Genomic DNA, 17,576 nt, shown 5'->3' on the forward strand with positions numbered 1-17,576 from the left:
AACGGGGCCACCACTCGTCTCCGAAAAGCGCGCGCCCGCACGGGACCCGCGGTTGCGATGGGTCGTCCGCGGCGCCGGACCTGTCAAGCCGGAGCGCGGCGCGGCACAGGCGCCGCCGCCTGGGGACGGGACGACGGAGCTTAACGGATGTTGCAGTTCGTCGTTGAGGGGCGGCGCGCCGCCGCCTAAAGCTTGGCCATTACGAGCTGGAACGTGCGGGGACGATGCGGCGTGCGATCGGAGGGATGGTCCTGCTGCTCCTGTGCCTCGCCGGGCCGGCTGAAGCGCAGGCCGAGGCCGCGGGCGTGGCGGCCTATCGCCAGCAACTCGCCCGCACTCTGACGCAGAGGGTCAGGAACCTCCGCCATGCGACGCCGGGTGGAACGGTCCTCGTCCGCTTCGTCGTCGGCCGCGACGGGCTCGTGACCCAGTCGGAGATCGAGGCCTCGTCGGGGGCCGAGGCGACCGACCGCCTGACGCTCGCGATCGTCCCGGTCGGCCTCAGGCTGCCACCGCTGCCGGCGGAGGCGCCGATTCGGTCGCTGGCCGTGACGGTGCCGCTGCGGTTCCCGTCGCGGGAGGCCGCGACGCCCGACAGCGTGAAGGCTTACCGCAGCGAACTCCACACCCTGTTCCGGCGCCGCGTCAGCGCGCTCCCGCACCGGATGCCCACCGGCGGACGGCTCTTCATGCGCTTCAAGGTCGAGACGGACGGGACCATATCGCAATCGGAGGTCGCCCAGTCGTCGGGGCTCAAACACATCGACGATCTGGGACTCAGGATCGTCCTAGTGGGGTTCAAGCTGCCGCCCCCGCCGGACCGGCAGCCGATCCGGATCACGATGCCGCTGCGCTTCTTCATGCCGCCCTGATCAGGGCCGGCGCGCCGCCTCGTCCTTTTTCGGGCGCCAGCGCCGCCATTGCCGCTCGATCCAGCGGGCGGATTTCTCCATCGGCACCTTGAGGGCGGGCACGTCCTGCGCCAGCAGGGCGAGGCCGAGCGGCAGCATCCACAGGCCGAGCACGGGCAGAATCGAGAAGATGCCGCCTAAGATCAGCAGGATCGCGGCGACCACCCGCACGGGGAAGCGCGCGGGCTCGCGCAGCCACGCGACGATCCTTTGGCCGCGCTCCGGCAGTTTTTGGCAGGCGTGGTCCACCCGCCTGTCCCAGTCCTGCGCCGTCACCGGCCCGTGTTCGTCGCTCACGCTGTTCATGCCCGCTATGTAGGGAGGCGTGCGTGAAAATCTTCAGCCCGTGATGAATAGGCCGGCGATGGCCGCGCTGGTGAGGTTGGCGAGCGTCCCGGCCAGGATCGCGCGCAGGCCCAGCCGCGCGATCTCCGCGCGGCGCTCGGGCACGAGGCTCGAAAAGCTCGCGAGCTGGATCGCGATCGAGGTGAGGTTGGCGAAGCCGCACAGGGCGAAGCAGACGATCGCCGCCGTGCGCGGATCGAGCGTGCCGGCCTTCAGCGTCGGCGACAGGGTGGCGTAGGCCAGGAATTCGTTGAACGCGATCTTCTGGCCGATGGCGCCGCCGACGAGCCGCGCCTGCTCCCACGGCGTGCCCAGCAGCCACGCCAGCGGCGCGAGCAGCCAGCCCAGAATTCCCTCGATCGAGGTGCCGGGAAAGCCGGCAAGTCCGCCGGCCCAGCCGACCACGGCGTTGACCAGCGCGATCAGCCCGACGAAGGCGATCAGCATGGCGCCCACGGCCACCGCGACGCCGAGCCCCTTCTGCGTGCCGTCGGCCGCCGCCTCGATGAGGTTGGCCGCGCGCGCCTCGCCGAACTCGACGCGGGTGGTCAGCACGCGGGTCGGCTCGTCCGAGGGAAACAGGATCTTGGCATAGAGCAGCCCGCCGGGGATCGCCATAAAGGAGGCGGCGAGCAGGTACTCCATCGGCACGCCGAGCGCGGCGTAGCCCGCCAGGATCGAGCCGGCGGTGGAGGCGGCCCCGCTCGTCATCACGGCAAACAGTTCGCCGCTGGTGAGCAAAGCGAGGAAGGGGCGGAGCGCCACCGCGATCTCGCTCTGGCCGATGAAGATGGTGATGACCGCCGAGAACGACTCGATCGGCGAGGTGCCGAGCACCCGCCGCAGGCCGGCGCCGAGCAGCCGGGCCAGCGCCTGCATCACGCCGAGATGGTACAGCACGCCGATCAGCGCCGAGACGTAGAGGATCTGCGGCAGTACCCGCAGCGCCAGGATGAAGCCCGAGCCGCCGAACAGCTCGAACATCCGCGGCTCGACGAGACCGCCGAACAGGAAGGCGGTGCCGATGTCACCAAAGGACAGTACCTTGGTGACGAGCCCGGCGATCCCTTCGAGCGCGACGCGCCCGGCGGGCACGAACAGGATCAGCGCCCCGATCCCGATCTGCAGCGCCAGCGCCGCGAGAACCACCCGCGGCCGCACCGCCCGCCGGTTCAGCGAGAAGGCGTAGGCTACCGCGAGAAGCAGCGCGACGCTCGCGCCGGCATGGAGCACCCTGTCGAGCATGTTTTTGGATATTGCCGCGCGTGAGCCGAAGAGGTGCCGGGCGCATGCGCGATCCGGGCCAGGGCGGCAAGGGTGGGGTGGAACGCGGCGCACGGAGCCGTACCGGTCAACGCCGGACGCTCGCCGCGCATCCCCTCTCCCCGCACGCGGGGAGAAGCCGGCATGGACCTCGTCGTCCATGCAGGAAGCGAAGCGGAGGTAAGGGGGCCGCTAAGGTCGAGCCTCGTCCGTCGAAGCCCCCTCACCGTCGGCTGCCGCCTCGCTTTACCGACGACAGGGTCGGCAAAGCCCTCTCCCCGCGTGCGGGGAGAGGGGGCATGTGCGGCCTTCGCGATCAAACGGAAGCCTTGCGACGCGTCGGCTTCCTCGTCCGTACCACGTCCTACCGGCAGGGCATGCCGGGCGGGCAGCCGTGTCCGCCGCCGTGACCGCCGGGGGGCGGGCCGGGCCGGGGCGCCGCCTGCTGGCGCTGCATCATCATCTGCTGCTGGCGGGCGGCCTGCTGCGCCGCCTGCTGGGCCTGCATCTGCTGCTGCCGCATCATCTGTTGCTGCTGCATCATCTGCTGCTGGCGGGCCGCTTGCTGCGCCTGCATCTGTTGCTGGCGCTGGGCGGCGGCCTGTTGGGCTTGTTGCGCCTGCATCTGTTGCTGGCGCTGGGCCGCCGCTTGCTGGGCCTGCATCTGCTGACGCTGCGCCGCCGCCTGAGCCTGCTGCGCTTGCATCTGCTGGCGCTGGGCGGCGGCCTGTTGCGCCTGTTGCGCCTGCATCTGTTGCTGACGCTGCTGCGCGGCCTGGGCCTGTCGCGCTTGGTCGGCCTGTTGGCGCTGCTGCGCCGCCTGACGGGCTTGGTCCGCCTGCTGCTGGCGGGCGGCCTGCTGCGCCTGCATCTGCTGCTGACGCTGCTGGGCGGCTTGCGCCTGCTGGGCCTGGATCTGCTGCTGGCGCTGGGCCGCGGCGTCCTGGCGCTGCTGGGCGGGGTTGGGCTGCATCACGCCCAGGGGCGCGCCGGGGCGGCCGGCCTGCTGGGGCGCGGGCCGGTCGGGCGTGTCGGCGGCCTGCGGACGGCCCGGACGCCCGGGCGGCGGCGCGTTCGCGCCCGGCTGCGGCTGGCCCGGCTGCGCCCGGCCGGCGGGCGCCTCGGAACGGGCCGGAAGCGGCTGTCCGGGCCGTGCGGCCTGCTGCGTATCGGGCCGATCCTTGGCGTCGGGGCGATCCCGGGGATCGGCACGGTCCTTGGGGTCGGCGCCGGGGCGGCCCGCCTGCTGCGGCGGGAGCGGCTGCCCGTTCGCGCCGGGCAGCGCGTGGTTGGCCTGCTGCGGATCGGACTTGCCTCTGCCGTCGGGAGCGGCAGGGTTCGCCGCGGGCGCGCCTGGACGGGCGGCCTGCTGCGGGTCCGGCTTGTCCTTCGCATCGGGCCGATCCTTGGTGTCGGGGCGATCCTTGGCGTCCGGACGGTCCTTGGGATCGGCACCGGGGCGGCCCGCCTGCTGCGGCGGGAGCGGCTGGCCGGCGGCGCCGGGGAGCGGACGCCCGGCCTGCTGCGCGTCGGGCCGATCCTTCGGGTCAGCACCCGGACGGCCGGGCTGCTGCGGCAGCGGTTGGCCGTTGGTGCCGGGCAGCGCCTGTCCCGGCTGACCGCGACCGGCGACGCCGACGGGGGCGTTGGGCTGCCCCGGCTGGGTGGTCTGACCATTCGGCTGACCCTGCACCGCCGGGTTCGGCTGGCCCGGACGGCCGGGCTGCTGCGGCAGCGGCTGGCCGTTGGCGCCGGGCAACGCCTGCCCCGGCTGGCCGCGACCGGCGAGGCCGACGGGGGCGTTGGGCTGGCCGGGTTGTCCATTCGGCTGACCCTGCGCCGCCGGGTTCGGCTGGCCCGGACGACCGGGCTGCTGCGGAAGCGGCTGGCCGTTGGCGCCGAGAGCGGGCTGGCCGGTTCCGGGCATCGGGCCGGGGCGGCCCCCCTGCGGAGTACCGGCCTGCGGGTTGTTGAACGAGGGAGGCAGCCCGGCCGCGCCGGGATTCGGGTTGGTCGGCGGCGCGCGCAGGGCCGCCTTCTGCGCCACCGCCGGGGGCAGCGCGACGCGGGCGGCGGCGGCCCCCAGGGCTGCGCCGGCCACGGCGCCCGCACCGGCGGCGAGGCCGGGCGAGATCGCGCTCGGGTTGCGCGAAATCTCGACGTTGCGCTCGTTGATGGTGTTGATCACCGTCACGTTGTGGATGTTCTGGTAGATCACGTTGTTGGGCGGCGGGACGATGTAGTCCGGCGCGCTGACATAGGTCGGCACGGGCACGAAGGCCGGCGTCGGCAGGGCGTAATAGGCAACCGGCGGGGGCGGCGGCGCCAGATCGACGATGTAGGCCGGCGGCGGCGGCAGGAAGACCACCGGCGGCGGCGGGGGCGGCGCCAGCGCGTAGACCGGGTCGTCGAGGTAGAGCGCCGGGCGCTGGACGTAGACGATCTCCTCGGGTGGAGGCGGGGGCACGTCGTAGCTGATGGCGGTGAAGCGCGGCGGCGGCTCCAGGGCGGCGGCGAGCTGGCGCAGGCGGCGGCGCGCGTCCCAGGCGTGGGGGCCGTTCGGGTAGCGGTCGAGATAGGACCAGTAGGCGTCGCGGCTGTCGGTCGTCCACGTGCGCCGCCACGTCACCGCCTCGCGGCGGGCGGCGATGAGGGCGCGCACCCGCTTGGCCATGTCGTCACGCGGATAGGCCTGGACGAATTCCTGATAGCCGTCGAGCGAGTCGCGTTGCAGGCAGACCGCGTAGGCGTCGCGCGCGCCGATCTCCTTGAGCGGGCGTGAACGCAGCGCCGCGACCTCCTCGGGCCGGCCGATCGGCGGGGCGTCGGGGGCGCGCTCGAAGAAGGTGAAGTTCGCGTCGATGCGCGAGGAGTGCCACGGCACCTCGGCGCCCTTGGTGGTCTCGTCCACGCGTAGCCGCACCCGGTCGAACACCTGCGCGGGCGCGAGGCCGCCCTCGCGGATCATCTCAACCAGAGCCGTGGCGTAGGCGCCGTAGGGGGCTTTCTCGTCGGGCCCGACCGTGCCGGGGCTGGCGTTGAAGGCGATGAGCGAGCCGGGCTCGGCCTCGGTGAGCGCGAGGCCGCCGGCCAGCGGGTCGCCGTTGCGGGCGAACGGGTTGTTGCGGGCCCCATCCAGCACGACGAAGCGGGCGGCGAGCGGCAGGGCGGCGAGCTGGCGGGTGTAGTCCGACAGGCGCAGCGCGCGCGAGGGCACGTCGGCGGCGGCGGGGATGCGGGCATCGACCGGGACGAAATAGTTCTCGCCGGCGAGCTGCAGGCCGTAGCCCGCAAGGTAGACGAAGGCGACCGTGTCGGGGCCCGACTGCTCCGCCTTGTCGGAGAAGTCGCGCAGGGCTTTGCGCAGCGAATCCTCGTCGAGGTCGCGGGCGCCGACCACGTCGAAGCCCGCCGCCTGGAGCGTCTGGGCCACGAGGCCGGCATCGTTGGCGGGTGTGGCGAGCGCCCCGGCCTCGTAGGACGCGTTGCCGATGACGAGGGCGATGCGCTTCTGGGTTCTGGGCCCGTCCTGCGCCGAGGCCGAAAGGCCGGGCGCGAGACCGATCACCAGACAGAGCAACGCGGTGAGGACACGGGAGGACCAGGACATGGACGCATCTCCTGCCCGGCAGGCAGACGCCCGCCGGATCGTTGCCGCATCATTGGGACAGCGCGGCTTGAATGCTGCCTGAACGCCAAAATCGGCGATTTCAGGATGGTACGTCTCTACTCAGCGAAACGTCCACACACACGATTTCTTGATTTCGGCATCCTCCAGATCGCGCGTCACCGGGACTTCGTAGGTCGCGAGCGGTACGAGCCGATCCTTCGGCAAGTAGGCGCGGCCGGGATCGCCGATGAGGACGGTTCGGCCCGCCGCGTGCAGGCTCGCCAGCCAGTCGCCGACGGTCCGGCCGAGGTCGCGCTCGTAGAACACGTCGGCCGCGAGCACGCATTCGGCGCTCTCGGCGGTGTCGCTGCCGATCAGGTTCTCGCCCGTCGTCGCGATGCGATCCGCCACGCCGTTGGCGGCGGCGTTGAGGGGAATCGCGTGGAGGGCGAAGGCATCGAGGTCGCTCGCCAGTACCCGCGCCGCCCCGGCTTTCGCCGCCGCGATGGCGACGAGGCCCGAGCCCGAGGCGAAGTCGATCACCGTGCGCCCCGCGACCGTCTCGGGGTGGTCGAGGAGGTAGCGGGCGAGCGCCTGTCCCCCCGCCCAGGCGAACGCCCAGAACGGCGGCGGCAGGCCGATTTCCTCCAACTCTTCCTCAGTCTTCTGCCACAGGGCCGTCGCCTCGTCGGCGACGTGCAGCGCGATCTCCGGCGCGTGCGGCACCGGACGCAGGCGGGTGTGGTCGCGGATGAAGCCGAGGGGGTCCTTGGGGCTTGTCAAATCATTGCTCGTCTGCGAAGGCCTGCGCGAAAACCGGAGGTAATTTATATGTATTTAAATAATGATATTCAAATCAAGATGCGGCCCTTGACTTTGAATGAGGCGCAAGCGGTTCACAAAATTGCAATGCGCGAATTTCGTCGGACTTTTAAGAAAACTCCGTTCAAAATGCGTGTTCAAGCGTCAAAATATCTTATCTTGATGTTGACGGCATTATTTTTTTCAGTATTGACTTTGATAATGATTATAAAGAAAACCTGCGTTGATATAATCTGGCAGAGTGGATATCAAATATCTCCGAACGCTGTGTCTGATGTATCAGCATCATATATTATTGCAATATTTGCAAATGCAATAGTTACTGGAATTATATTTATCAAGGCTTTTAATTACAGTGGATTAAATTTTATCGTCAAAAAACGATGGATCGAAGATTGTGAAATGAACTGGAGGGACATTACTTTCAGTGAAAGTGGTGTGTCTCTTAGAGGGGATTTTGCGTTAGTGTCGAGGGCATGGCAGTCTATAAAGAAAATCTGGATCGAGTCCGGCTTTCTCATCGTCGGATCGGATGCATCGATTTTATTTGTCATTCCCATCGAACTTGTTTCCGATGTTGATAAGGAAATAATTATGGATTTTTGGCACAGCTACGCCAAAGGTGCAGAGTAGCTCGCAAATCAAGCCTCTCCGCTAGAAGACTAGCGCGCCTCATCTGCTCAGCTCACTGTAAATGCCCGTTACCGCTAAAGCGACCGCCTCCTCCGTGTAACCACCCTCCAGAATCCGCGCACGCGCCGCCGCCCCCATCCGCGCGACGCCCTCTGGGTCGGCGGCGAGCCGGGTCAGCGCGGCGGCGAGTGCCGCGACGTCGCCCGGCGGCACCAGCAGGCCCTCGACGCCGTCACGCACCAGCGCCCGGCAGCCCGGCACGTCGCTGGTCAGCAGGGCACGCCCGCAGGCCGCCGCTTCGAGCAGCGTGCGCGGAAGACCCTCGCCGCCGCGCGAGGGCAGGCCGCCGACATGGTGCGCGGCGAAGGCGCCGGCCACGTCGCGGGTGGGGCCGTGCCACGTGATGCCGTCACCGGTCCAGCCGCGCAGCGTCTCCTCGGGAATCGCCCGGCGGTTCGACGGGTCGGGCGCGCCGTAGAGCGAGAGTTCGACCGCGGCGCCCCCGGCCCGCGCCCGGCGCACCGCCTCCACGGCCACGTCGATGCCCTTCGACCACAGCATCCGGGCGACGATGGCGACCCGGAGCGGGGAGGGCGGCGGCAGCGGGCGCGGCGAAAAGGCGTCGGGATCGACGCCCGCGCCGCCGACGATGGTGACGGCGGTGTCCGACGGGTCGAGCCCGAGCGCACGGGCGTCGTCCGGGTTCTCCAACAGGAAGCGGGTCTGGCGGCTCGCGAGCGGCCCGCGGATCAGGCCCTTCAGGGCGAGCCGCGACAGGCGCCCGGTGGCGTCCTCGCGCGCGCCGAGCAGGCCGAGGCCGGTGAGGGCAAAAACCCGGCGCGGGATGCCCGCCATCGCTGCCGCGGTGCCGCCGACCAAAATGCCGCGCAGCGCAATGCAGTGGACGATGTCGGCGTCGAGCGCCTTGAGGATGCCCGAGAGCTGGCCCGCGGCGTAGCCCGCCGCCATCGGGTTGAGGCTGGAGCGCTCGGCCTCCAGCGGCACCACGCGGATGCCCGCCGCCTCGATGACGGCGCGGTGCTCGCGCACCCGCGTCACCACCGCGACCGACAGCCCCATGGCGCGTGCCGCGCCGGCCATCGGCAGGAAGTGCGAGGCGAAGAACCAGTCCTCGGTGACGACGAAGACGATTTTTCTGGGAGTTTCGGGCGCGCTCATCGGGGCTGCCATAGCACGGCGATCCCCCGCTCCGCAGCCGCACCCCGGAACAGCGCCGCCCGTCCTTCGGTTCTTGCCCCATCGTGGAGTCGGGGGAGGTCGCCATGCTGTCGGACGTCGCCGGTGTGGTCGAGCCGCGCGAGGCCGCGCGCGAAGCGGGCCTGCGCTACGTGGACGACGCGAAGCCCGGCCTGCGGCGCAAGCGCAGCGGCAAGGGGTTCCGCTATCTCGACGCCAAGGGCGTTGCCATCCGCGACGAGGCGGAGATCGAGCGGGTCAAGAGCCTCGCGATCCCGCCGGCCTACCGGGACGTGTGGATCTGCCCGCACGCCAACGGCCACATCCAGGCGACGGGGCGCGACGAGAAGGGGCGCAAGCAGTACCGCTACCATCCCCGCTTCCGCGAGGCGCGGGAGGCCTCGAAGTTCCACCGTATCATGGCCTTCGCCGAGGCGCTGCCGGGCATCCGCGCCCGGATCGACGCCGATATGGGCCGGCGCGGCCTGCCGCGGGAGAAGGTGCTGGCGACCGTCGTCCACCTGCTGGAGACGACGCTGATCCGCGTCGGCAACGACGACTATGCCCGCTCCAACAAGAGCTACGGCCTCACAACGCTGCGCGACCCGCATGTGAAGGTGGAGGGCGCCGAGATGCGCTTCCGCTTCAAGGGCAAGAGCGGCAAGGAATGGTCGGTCTCGGTGCGCGACCGGCGCGTCGCCCGCATCGTCAAGGCTTGCCAGGACCTGCCCGGCCAGGAGCTGTTCCAGTATCTCGACGACGAGGGTGAACGGCGCGACGTCACCTCGTCCGACGTCAACGCCTACCTGCGCGAGATCACCGGCGAGGATTTCACGGCAAAAGATTTTCGGACTTGGGCCGGCACCGTGCTGGCGGCCCTGGCGCTGCGGGAGTTCGAGGCCTTCGACAGCGAGACGCTGGCCAAGAAGAACCTGCGCACGGCGATCGAGAGCGTGGCGTCCCGGCTCGGCAACACGCCGACCATCTGCCGCAAGTGCTACATCCACCCCGAGATCCTGGGCTGTTACCTCGAAGGCGGCCTGCTCCTACAGATCAAGGACGCGGTCGAGGGCGAGCTGAAGAACGGCCTCGACGAACTCCGGCCCGAGGAGGCGGCGGTGCTCGGCCTCCTGCGCACCCGCCTCGCGCAGGCGACAGCGGAGCCGCCGCGGCGGACGGGCAAGCGCAAGGGGGCGACGGGTGCCAAGCGCGGGGCGGCGAAGAAGGCGGCGTGACGGCGCGTTCCGGTCACCCCTTCCCCTGCACGATCACGCCGTACCAGCCCAACCCCCGATAGGTCTCGTAGCCCGGCGTGCGGTGGAAGGCCGTGAGAGTGCCGGCCGTGTCGCGGACGGTGCCGCTCTCGCGCCCGCCCGGATCGAAGGCGAGGGTCTCGGTCAGGACGCCCTGGCCGTCGGAGGCGGCGAGCACCCGGCGGGCGGCGTCGACCAGCAGCACGCGGGTGCGGGCGCGGTCCACGGCGGCGATGCGCACGCCCTGCACGATGGCGCGGGCCTGCGGCTCCCAGTCGAAATGGATCGCCAGCACGCCGCAGGGCGCGCCTCCCGCCTCGCGGATCGGCGCCGCGTAGGTCGCCACGTGGGCGCCGTCGAGCAGCGGTTCGGCGCGGACCTCGCCGGCCACGTAGGCGTCGGCGCCCCACTGCCCGATCGCCGTGCGGAACCACGGCGCGTCGGCGACGCTCCGGCCGCGTAGCGCGATGCTGCGCTCGGGGCGGCCGTTGGCGAGCAGCGTGCCGTCGTGCCCGCACAGCCAGATGTCGAGATAGACCGTGTAGGCCGAGAGGATCACGCCGAGGCGCCCGGCGGCATGCGCGGCGGTGTCGGCGCCCGGCCGCAGCGCGCAGGCGACGACGGAGGGGTCGGTCGCCCACCAGCGCACGTCGCAGGTCCGCTCGTAGAGATTGCGGTCGATCAGCTCGACGGCGTTGAGCGCGAGGTCGGTCAGCCGCTCGCCCTGCGCGTCCTCGCTCACCGCGTCGGCCGCGCGCTGCAACTCGGCGATGCGGGCGGAGAGCTGGGTCTCCAGTTCGCGGGCCAGCGTCTCGACCGAGGTGCCGATGGCGCGCACCTCCTGCGCCACCACCGAGAAGCCGCGGCCCTGCTCGCCGGCGCGGGCAGCCTCGATCAGCGCGTTGAGCGCCAGCATCTTGGTTTGCGCCGTGATGCGCTGGATCTGCCCGATCTTGTCCTGGGCGATGCGGCCGACATCCGCTGTGAGTTCGGGAATCGTGGCGGCGCGCGCATCCCCCCGGTCCGGACGCGGCTTTTGCAGTGCATTCATCGTTCGACCAGCCCCCCGTGGGCGGATAATCAGTCGATTCGGTTAAGATCCCGACAAAGCCAAGTCCTGTGCGGAATAAACAGGCACGGCCGGCCCGGCTTAGTGTGACAACGCCGAGGCTCGGTCAAATCCGCGCGGCCTGGAGCGTGTGGCGGGCGGGTGCGCGGGCCGGCTCGGTGTCGAGTACGGGCTTGAGGCCGAGTTGGCGCGCCAGCATCACCAGATCCTTGAGGCGGCCGGTCTGGGTCTTGCGGCGCAGGTTGAGCCGATGGGTCTCGACGGTGCGCACGCTGAGGCACAGGCGGCGGGCCACCTCCTTGTTGCTGAAGCCGGCGCTGAGGAAGCGCAGCACCTCCGCCTCCCGCGGCGTCAGGCCGATGGTGTCGGAGGCCGCGCAGGGCTGCACCGCATCGCTCGACTGAATCTCGGTCCGCTCCGCCGGGGGCGTCGCGCCGCCGAGGGTCAGCAGGGTCGCGCAGACCTCGCGGGCCGGGCTGCCGCGCCCGACGAAGGCGTCGGCGCCCGCCTCGATCAGCCGGAACATCGCGCCCGCATCGAGGGTGCGGAACGCCACCAGCACCCGCATCCACGGGCGCCCGTCGCGCAGGGCCGCGATCCGGGTGCAGCCGGCCTCGGGCGCGTCCTCGTGGACGAAGACGAGCGCCACCACCGGGCGTTCCCCCGCCCGCGCGAGGTCGTCCTCGCTGAGAGTGCGGAGCGCCGGCTCGTGCTCCAGGATGGCGCGCTGGGTCGCGTCCAGGCCCGGCGGCTCGTCGATGATGAGAACGTCAACGGCTTGACTCATGCCGCTCCCCCTTCGTGTCGGCGCGAAACGGCGCCGCAGCGTGCGGAGGGAGAAGAACAAGAGTCGTTCCAGGCGTTTACGGCCGATTTACCATTCCGAATCGTTCAATCCAGAGAAAATACCGATACTTGGCGGAAACGACTGTCCCGCTTCGGTACGGCCTCAACCAGTCCTGGCCAGGACGAGATCGGTCATCGCCGAGACGACGCGGTTGCGGCCGCCGGTTTTGGCCTCGTAGAGAGCGATGTCGGCCCGCTTCAAGAGGCCCTCGACGGTCTCGCCCTCGTTCCACGTGCTGACGCCGAACGAACAGGTGAGGCGCACCGGCACGCGGGCCCCGCGGATGCGCAAGTCCGCCGCCTTGAGGCGCAGGCGGTTGGCGAGCGCCTCCGCCTCGGCGAGGCTCTTCCCCGGCAGGACCACGGCGAATTCCTCGCCGCCGAGGCGCCCGGCGATGCTCTCTTCCGCGATCAGCGCGGAGACCGCCTTGATCGCCGCGTCGCCGACATCGTGGCCGTGCTCGTCGTTGATGCGCTTGAAGTGGTCGATGTCGAGGATCACGGCCGAGAGTTCGCCGAAGGCGCGCGCCCGCTCGGCGGCCTCCTGTGTGCGCTGGAGGAAGGCGCGGCGGTTGAGCAGGCCGGTGAGCGAATCGGTCTCGGCGAGGCGGATCAACTCGCATTGCAGGTTGGTCAGGCGCTCGGCGGCGCGCAGGCGGGCCTGCAGCTCCTCGGCACCCGGCGGCTTGTCGATGAAGTCGTCGGCGCCGCTGTCCAGGGCCTCGGACAGGTTGCGGGCGTTGCGCACCGAGGACATCACGATGATCGAGAGCGGGCGGCTCGCCTCGGCGAGCAGCCGGGCCGACCAGCACAGTTCGAGCCCGGCGAGGGGCCGGACCTCCAGGCTGGTGATGAGCGCCCGCACGCGGGGATTGTCGGTGACGTAGGCCAGCGCCTCGGCCGAGTCGGTGAAGGCCGAGACGATGTGGCCGCGCGGCTCGAGCATGCCGGCCACGACCTTGAGGATGACGCGGCTCGAATCGACGATGACGATGTGCACGCTCTTCCCCCCTCGGCCCGCGGGAAGGATCGTGCACGGGATGTCTTAACGCCGGGTCACGCCGTCGCACGGGATTTGCCCGTGCGCGTGACGGAACGGGCGATTACTTGCCGGGCACGCGCACGGAGACGACCTGCGCGCCGGTGCGCTCGACCTGTGCGCGGTCGGCGGCGCCGATGCCGGCATCCGTCCAAGTCCCGTCGCGTCCGCGGGAGACGACCTTGGCGCTGCGGCGCGGCAGCAGGCGGTTCTCGGCGCGGCCCTGCCGCTCGATCACGTAGAGCGCCGGGCGGGCCGAGGGCGCCTCGCGGATGCCCGCGACGGTGGGCACGCCGTAGGTGCCGTAGCCCCAGGCCGGCGGCACCAGCCGGTCCGGGCTCGGGATGCGGGTGAAGGGCGCGCCGATATAGGTGCCGTCGATGGCGTTGCCGGCGAAGCCGTAGCCGTTGGCGGCGTAGACGGTCTGCCCGTAATGCGGCCCGGCATGGGACAGCGGCTCGGCCTGGGCGGCCGTGACGGCGAGGGCGGCGCCGGCCGCGAGGAGCCGGATGGAACGATACGGGCGATGGGGCACGGGGGTCTCCGGGATACGCGCGGCGACGATTCGAAGGGTCAAATCCTGCCGGCCATGCTCGTTCCGGTGAGGCGCCCCGCGCCAGCGATGCAGAATGCTGAGAGTGCGCGTCCTATCGGCAGATCGTGACGCGGCGCACGAGCCAGCCCTCGCCCTCGATCCACAGGCGCTTGCGCAGCTTGCTGCAATTGGCGCCCTCCTCCTCGGGCTCGGCCTCGGCCGGGCGCACGTCGGAGACGGGGCGGACCTGAGTCGCCTCGGCCACCTGCCGGGTGCCGCGGTCGGCCGCCGGGGCGGCATAGGCCGCGGACGCGCCGAAAAGGGCGAGGCCGAAGCCGGCCGCGGCGAAGAGCTTGGAATTCATCGGTGTCCTGCCCGCGCGCCGCCCGGAGGGGCGCGCTCCCTGTGCCTGATGCGCGCGGGCCTCGCCGGCTCTGCCGGACGTCCGCGCCTTTGGCTTATCAATTCGCAACCCGGGCGGAGGGTTTCGCCGCGAATCGGCGAAAGGGGCGGAAATTTGTCAGGCCGGCGAGGCTTCGCGCGGGGCGCGCGCGATTTGGCCGCGAGGGTGCCCCGCTTCGCCGTGCTTGCGGGGCCGGCGCGAACAGTTGTAGGCCCGCTCTTCCACGAACAGGGGCGGGGCGGTCATTGTCCGTGACCGTCCCTTCATCTGTTTGGAACGGTTCCAGACAATCCTCTCTACTTCGCTGTTCGGGGATTGTTCAATTCAGGGTCGGCCCTCATCGGGCCGCGGGAGTGCGACGACATGGAAGGCGGATCGACCTTCGTGCAGGCCTTCACCATCCTGTTCCGCGAGGGGCTGGAGGCGATGCTGGTGATCGCGGCGCTGGCCGCCTTCCTGCGGCGGGCCGGCGCGCCGGAGCGGATCGCCCCGGTCTATCTGGGCGCGCTGGCGGCGGTCGCGGCGAGCCTCGGCGCGGCCTGGGTGTTCCAGGTGTTCTACGACGGCAACCACAGCGACCTGTTCGAGGCCGTGATCATGCTCGGGGCCGCTGCCCTGATGTTCTACATGAGCGGCTGGATGTTCCTGCGCCAGGACCCGAAGGCGTGGCAGGCGGACCTGAACCGGCTGGCCGAACGCGCGCTCGGAGCCGGCACGGTGCTGTCGCTCGCCGGCATCGCCTTCCTGGCGGTTTTTCGCGAAGGCGCCGAGACCATCCTGTTCCTGCACGCGCTCGCCAAGGGCGCCAACGGCTCCGACGGCGCGCTCCTCGGCGGCCTCGCGGCGGCGGCGCTGGCGCTCGCCGCACTCTTCGTCGCGATGCAGTGGCTCGCCTTCCGCCTGCCGCTGCGGCCGATGTTCGTCGTGACCTCGGCCTTCCTGTTCCTGATGGGCCTGCGCATGGTCGGCGAGGCGTTCCAGGAATTGCAGGAGCAGTCGATCCTGCCCTTCACCACGGAGGGCGTACCGGCCTTCTTCGCCGATTGGGGCCTCAACAACGGCACTTGGGAGGTGATCGGCACGCAAGGCGCGCTGCTGCTGGTCGCGGGCCTCGCCGGCATCCTGACGCTGCGGCGCCAAGGTGGGCGTCAGGCGGCGGAGCCGGTCGCGGTCGCCTCGCGCTGAGCCGCCTTACGGGGTGTCGGGGGCGACGCTGATCATCGGCAGCGTCACCTCCATCGGGCCGCGGGCCGTGAAGGTCGGGAGGGTGGCGGCGGCCAGACACAGGACGAAGGTGAGCACGAGAAGCGAGGTTTCGACGCCGCGGTAGAGCTGATCCATCGGACACTCCCGGCCTTGCGGGAGCGAATCGACCCCGCGTCCCGTCCAGCATCGGGCGCGTTGGTGAACGAACCGTCAAGATCGGGTGGGGGGTGTGCGGCTGACCACCCCCGTCATTCCGGGGCCGCGCAGCGGAACCCGGACCCGAAGGGGCGCGCCGGAGGCGTGCAATCCACGACTGGCCTCGACCGTCCGTATAGCCGCGCATCACGGGTGGATTCCGGGTTCACGCCTTCGGCGCGCCCCGGAATGACGGCGGTGGGGAGATGGGGGCTCTCAGCCCAGCCCCTCACGCCCGCCCGGCCGGCACCATCGCGGCGAGGTCGGCCTGCGCCGGCTGGGGCGCGAGGCCCGCCGCCAGCATGGCCTCCAACACGATCAGGTCGGCCTCCGGGTCGGGCTCCCAGCCGCAGGCGCAGGTGCCGTGCGGGCCGTGCGCCGCCGCGACCTGCCCGTAGAGCTTGCCGACGGTGCGGGCGGCGGCCTCCAGCGCGGCCATGGCCGGCATCGGCCGGCGCTGGATCACCTGCCAGAACGCCACCGTCAGTGCCCGTTCGAGCGCGGCCTGCGCCGCGCGTTCCTCCGCATCGGGGCGGGGAGCCTGATGCGCGCTCACGAAAACAGCCTCCGGCGCGGGGTGGCGTCGCCCGGCTCCAGCCCGACCAGGGCTTCGAGCCCGGCCCGGCTGAGGCCGACCGACGAGCCGTCCCACCACGCGTTGCGCAGGCCGTCGAGCAGGGTCTCGAACACTGGCTCGGATTTGGCCGGGAGCGTATCCGCGAGGGGTCTGACCGGTCGCGGCCGGGGCGGAGGGGGAAGTGTCAAGATGTACGCCATGAGCCGAGGATGACGCGAGTTTTCGGATCGGCGCAAGTCTTTGTCGGAACATTGGAAATACTATAAATCGTGTCGGCGCAGTCTCGATTTGGAGGAATTCAAGCAGGCCCGAAAAGGGTCGGCAGCCAAGCGGGTTGGCGCCGGGGCGGCGCGGCGCTCACCGCACCGGCCGGTCGAACGCCTTGCTCGGAAATGGCTCGTCCTTGAGGGTGAAGTGCCACCATTCCTGCGGGTAGGGGGTGAAGCCGGCCCGAATCATCACCGCCCGCAACCGCAGGCGGTTTGCCTGCGCCGTCGGCCCGACGAGGTTCGATTCGGTGGCGGAGGCCTCGTCGAACAGGTCGAACGGCGTGCCCATGTCGAGTTCCGCGCCGTCGGCGAGGCGCACGAGGGTGAGGTCCACGGTCGAGCCGCGGGAATGCGAGGAGCGCTCGGCGATGTAGCCGAGGCGGAACAGGTCGGCCTTGTCGGTGCGGGGGTAGTAGGCGGCCTTCATCCGGGTGTCCGCCGGATCGCGAGCCCAGGCGGCGAAATCGGCGACCGCGCGCACCGGCCGGTAGCAGTCGAACACCTTGAGGCCGAGACTCTCCGGGGCGAGGTCGGCCTGCACGCGGGCGAGCGCCCGGGCCGCCTGCGGCGTCAGCAGGCAGCGCGGCGCCTCGTAGCCGGCGATCGGCCGTCCGACGAAGTTTTCGGATGTGGCGTAGCGCATCTCGACACCGAGGCCGGGCACGATCCCGGCGGCATCGACGAAGGGCGAATCCGCCTCCGCCGCGCCCGCGAGCGAGAGGCCGATCAGTCCGGTCATCGCCGCCCGCCTCACAGCAGGTGCCGTAGGGCCAGGAGCGCCAGGGCGAGCCCGGCGATCCCGGCCAGCACCGAGATCAGCACGTAGGCGAGCGCCGCACCCCAATCGCCCCGCTCGATCAGGCTGAAGGCCTCCAGCGAGAAGGTCGAGAAGGTGGTGAAGCCACCGAGCACCCCGGTGGCGAGAAAGACCCGCGCCTGAGGCGGCCCGCCGCGCAGCGCGAACCATCCGGTGACCACGCCCATCAGGATCGAGCCGAGGACGTTGATCGTCAGCGTCCCCCACGGGAAGGACGATCCGAGCCGCAGCGCGACGAGGTTCGCCCCATGGCGCAGGACGCCGCCGAGGCCGGCACCAAGGAAGACCAGAAGGGTGTTCAAGGGGCGGTGGCTCCGGTCAACTACGGGTCCCCGATCGATCGCGATGGTTGCCGTCGGGCTTCTCCTCCCCCTTGCGGGGAGGAGGTAGGAGGTGGGGGTGGTGCAGGATCAGGCGTTACGGTGCCTTCTGCACGCCCCCCACCCCTACCCCTCCCCGCAAGGGCAGGGCTATCGCATATGACTTTTCGGCGCGTCGATCCGCGTTGAAGGCCATGCGTTGACGCCTCCTTATAGACAGGAGGTGATCGATGCTGGAAGTGCAGGGTTTGTTTTCGGCGGTGCCG

19 protein-coding genes are annotated in these 17,576 nt (G+C 70.6%); 4 read left to right on the forward strand and 15 right to left on the reverse strand.

The features are described 5' to 3' along the window. The first annotated feature begins 245 nt into the window (after nt 1–245). Nucleotides 246–872: an energy transducer TonB family protein gene (locus AAHG03_RS16695; RefSeq protein ID WP_342151819.1), complete on the forward strand. Its 627-nt coding sequence runs from the start codon at nt 246–248 to the stop codon at nt 870–872. On the opposite strand, the gene AAHG03_RS16700 is transcribed toward AAHG03_RS16695, so the two are convergent. The 4 genes from AAHG03_RS16700 to AAHG03_RS16715 form a co-directional block, all read right to left on the reverse strand. Continuing rightward, nucleotides 873–1,208 (reverse strand): hypothetical protein, encoded by a 336-nt coding sequence (locus AAHG03_RS16700; RefSeq protein WP_342151821.1) that lies wholly within the window; start codon nt 1,206–1,208, stop codon nt 873–875. A gap of 42 nt (nt 1,209–1,250) precedes the next feature. Next, entirely contained in the window at nt 1,251–2,501 is a 1,251-nt protein-coding gene (locus AAHG03_RS16705) for a NupC/NupG family nucleoside CNT transporter (protein WP_342151823.1), read from the reverse strand. A gap of 382 nt (nt 2,502–2,883) precedes the next feature. Beyond that, nucleotides 2,884–6,129 carry a caspase family protein gene (locus AAHG03_RS16710; protein ID WP_342151824.1) on the reverse strand — a complete coding sequence of 1,082 codons (3,246 nt, stop codon included), beginning with the start codon at nt 6,127–6,129 and terminating at the stop codon, nt 2,884–2,886. Nucleotides 6,130–6,249: 120 nt separating this feature from the next. After that, nucleotides 6,250–6,912, reverse strand: coding sequence for a class I SAM-dependent methyltransferase (locus tag AAHG03_RS16715; protein ID WP_342151825.1), 663 nt, complete (start codon nt 6,910–6,912; stop codon nt 6,250–6,252). Between AAHG03_RS16715 and AAHG03_RS16720 the strand changes: the two genes are divergently transcribed. Next, complete coding sequence (locus tag AAHG03_RS16720; protein WP_342151826.1) at nt 6,871–7,584, forward strand: hypothetical protein; 714 nt, start codon at nt 6,871–6,873, stop codon at nt 7,582–7,584. The two genes, AAHG03_RS16715 and AAHG03_RS16720, sit on opposite strands and share 42 nt — an antisense overlap. Nucleotides 7,585–7,623: 39 nt before the next feature. Here AAHG03_RS16720 and AAHG03_RS16725 read toward each other — a convergent pair whose 3' ends face one another. Next, entirely contained in the window at nt 7,624–8,775 is a 1,152-nt protein-coding gene (locus tag AAHG03_RS16725; RefSeq protein WP_412759758.1) for a glycosyltransferase, read from the reverse strand. A gap of 92 nt (nt 8,776–8,867) precedes the next feature. Here AAHG03_RS16725 and AAHG03_RS16730 point away from each other — a divergent pair, with 92 nt between their 5' ends. Continuing rightward, the gene (locus tag AAHG03_RS16730) at nt 8,868–10,016 is read left to right on the forward strand and encodes a DNA topoisomerase IB (protein WP_342151828.1); all 1,149 of its coding nucleotides are present in this window, start codon (nt 8,868–8,870) and stop codon (nt 10,014–10,016) included. 13 nt (nt 10,017–10,029) lie between these two features. Here AAHG03_RS16730 and AAHG03_RS16735 read toward each other — a convergent pair whose 3' ends face one another. The 5 genes from AAHG03_RS16735 to AAHG03_RS16755 all read right to left on the reverse strand — a co-directional run bounded on the left by AAHG03_RS16735 (nt 10,030) and on the right by AAHG03_RS16755 (nt 13,887). After that, nucleotides 10,030–11,085 carry a methyl-accepting chemotaxis protein gene (locus AAHG03_RS16735; RefSeq protein WP_342151829.1) on the reverse strand — a complete coding sequence of 352 codons (1,056 nt, stop codon included), beginning with the start codon at nt 11,083–11,085 and terminating at the stop codon, nt 10,030–10,032. A 124-nt stretch (nt 11,086–11,209) separates the two neighbouring features. Then, nucleotides 11,210–11,890, reverse strand: coding sequence for a response regulator transcription factor (locus AAHG03_RS16740; RefSeq protein WP_342151831.1), 681 nt, complete (start codon nt 11,888–11,890; stop codon nt 11,210–11,212). A 162-nt stretch (nt 11,891–12,052) separates the two neighbouring features. Next, nucleotides 12,053–12,949: a GGDEF domain-containing response regulator gene (locus tag AAHG03_RS16745; protein WP_342151833.1), complete on the reverse strand. Its 897-nt coding sequence runs from the start codon at nt 12,947–12,949 to the stop codon at nt 12,053–12,055. A 103-nt stretch (nt 12,950–13,052) separates the two neighbouring features. Then, nucleotides 13,053–13,523: a hypothetical protein gene (locus tag AAHG03_RS16750; protein ID WP_342151835.1), complete on the reverse strand. Its 471-nt coding sequence runs from the start codon at nt 13,521–13,523 to the stop codon at nt 13,053–13,055. 112 nt (nt 13,524–13,635) lie between these two features. Continuing rightward, a complete protein-coding gene (locus AAHG03_RS16755; protein WP_342151836.1) occupies nt 13,636–13,887 on the reverse strand; it encodes a hypothetical protein in 252 nt (83 codons plus the stop codon). 402 nt (nt 13,888–14,289) lie between these two features. On the opposite strand from AAHG03_RS16755, the gene AAHG03_RS16760 reads away from it, so the two are divergent. Then, the gene (locus tag AAHG03_RS16760) at nt 14,290–15,111 is read left to right on the forward strand and encodes an FTR1 family iron permease (protein WP_342151837.1); all 822 of its coding nucleotides are present in this window, start codon (nt 14,290–14,292) and stop codon (nt 15,109–15,111) included. A gap of 6 nt (nt 15,112–15,117) precedes the next feature. Here the strand turns inward: AAHG03_RS16760 and AAHG03_RS16765 are convergent, their stop codons facing one another. The 5 genes from AAHG03_RS16765 to crcB all read right to left on the reverse strand — a co-directional run bounded on the left by AAHG03_RS16765 (nt 15,118) and on the right by crcB (nt 17,292). Beyond that, nucleotides 15,118–15,267: a hypothetical protein gene (locus AAHG03_RS16765; protein WP_342151838.1), complete on the reverse strand. Its 150-nt coding sequence runs from the start codon at nt 15,265–15,267 to the stop codon at nt 15,118–15,120. 289 nt (nt 15,268–15,556) lie between these two features. After that, a complete protein-coding gene (locus tag AAHG03_RS16770; protein WP_342151840.1) occupies nt 15,557–15,883 on the reverse strand; it encodes a hypothetical protein in 327 nt (108 codons plus the stop codon). After that, nucleotides 15,880–16,017, reverse strand: a complete 138-nt coding sequence (locus tag AAHG03_RS16775; protein ID WP_342151841.1) for a hypothetical protein — start codon at nt 16,015–16,017, stop codon at nt 15,880–15,882. The genes AAHG03_RS16770 and AAHG03_RS16775 overlap by 4 nt, the downstream gene beginning before the upstream one ends. A 244-nt stretch (nt 16,018–16,261) precedes the next feature. Beyond that, entirely contained in the window at nt 16,262–16,912 is a 651-nt protein-coding gene (locus AAHG03_RS16780) for a M15 family metallopeptidase (protein WP_342151843.1), read from the reverse strand. An 11-nt stretch (nt 16,913–16,923) separates the two neighbouring features. Next, nucleotides 16,924–17,292 carry a fluoride efflux transporter CrcB gene (gene crcB / locus AAHG03_RS16785; RefSeq protein WP_342151844.1) on the reverse strand — a complete coding sequence of 123 codons (369 nt, stop codon included), beginning with the start codon at nt 17,290–17,292 and terminating at the stop codon, nt 16,924–16,926. Between the last annotated feature and the right edge of the window lie 284 nt (nt 17,293–17,576).

This window comes from Methylorubrum subtropicum (genome assembly GCF_038442325.1).
In the GTDB taxonomy this organism is placed as follows: Bacteria; Pseudomonadota; Alphaproteobacteria; order Rhizobiales; family Beijerinckiaceae; genus Methylobacterium; species Methylobacterium subtropicum.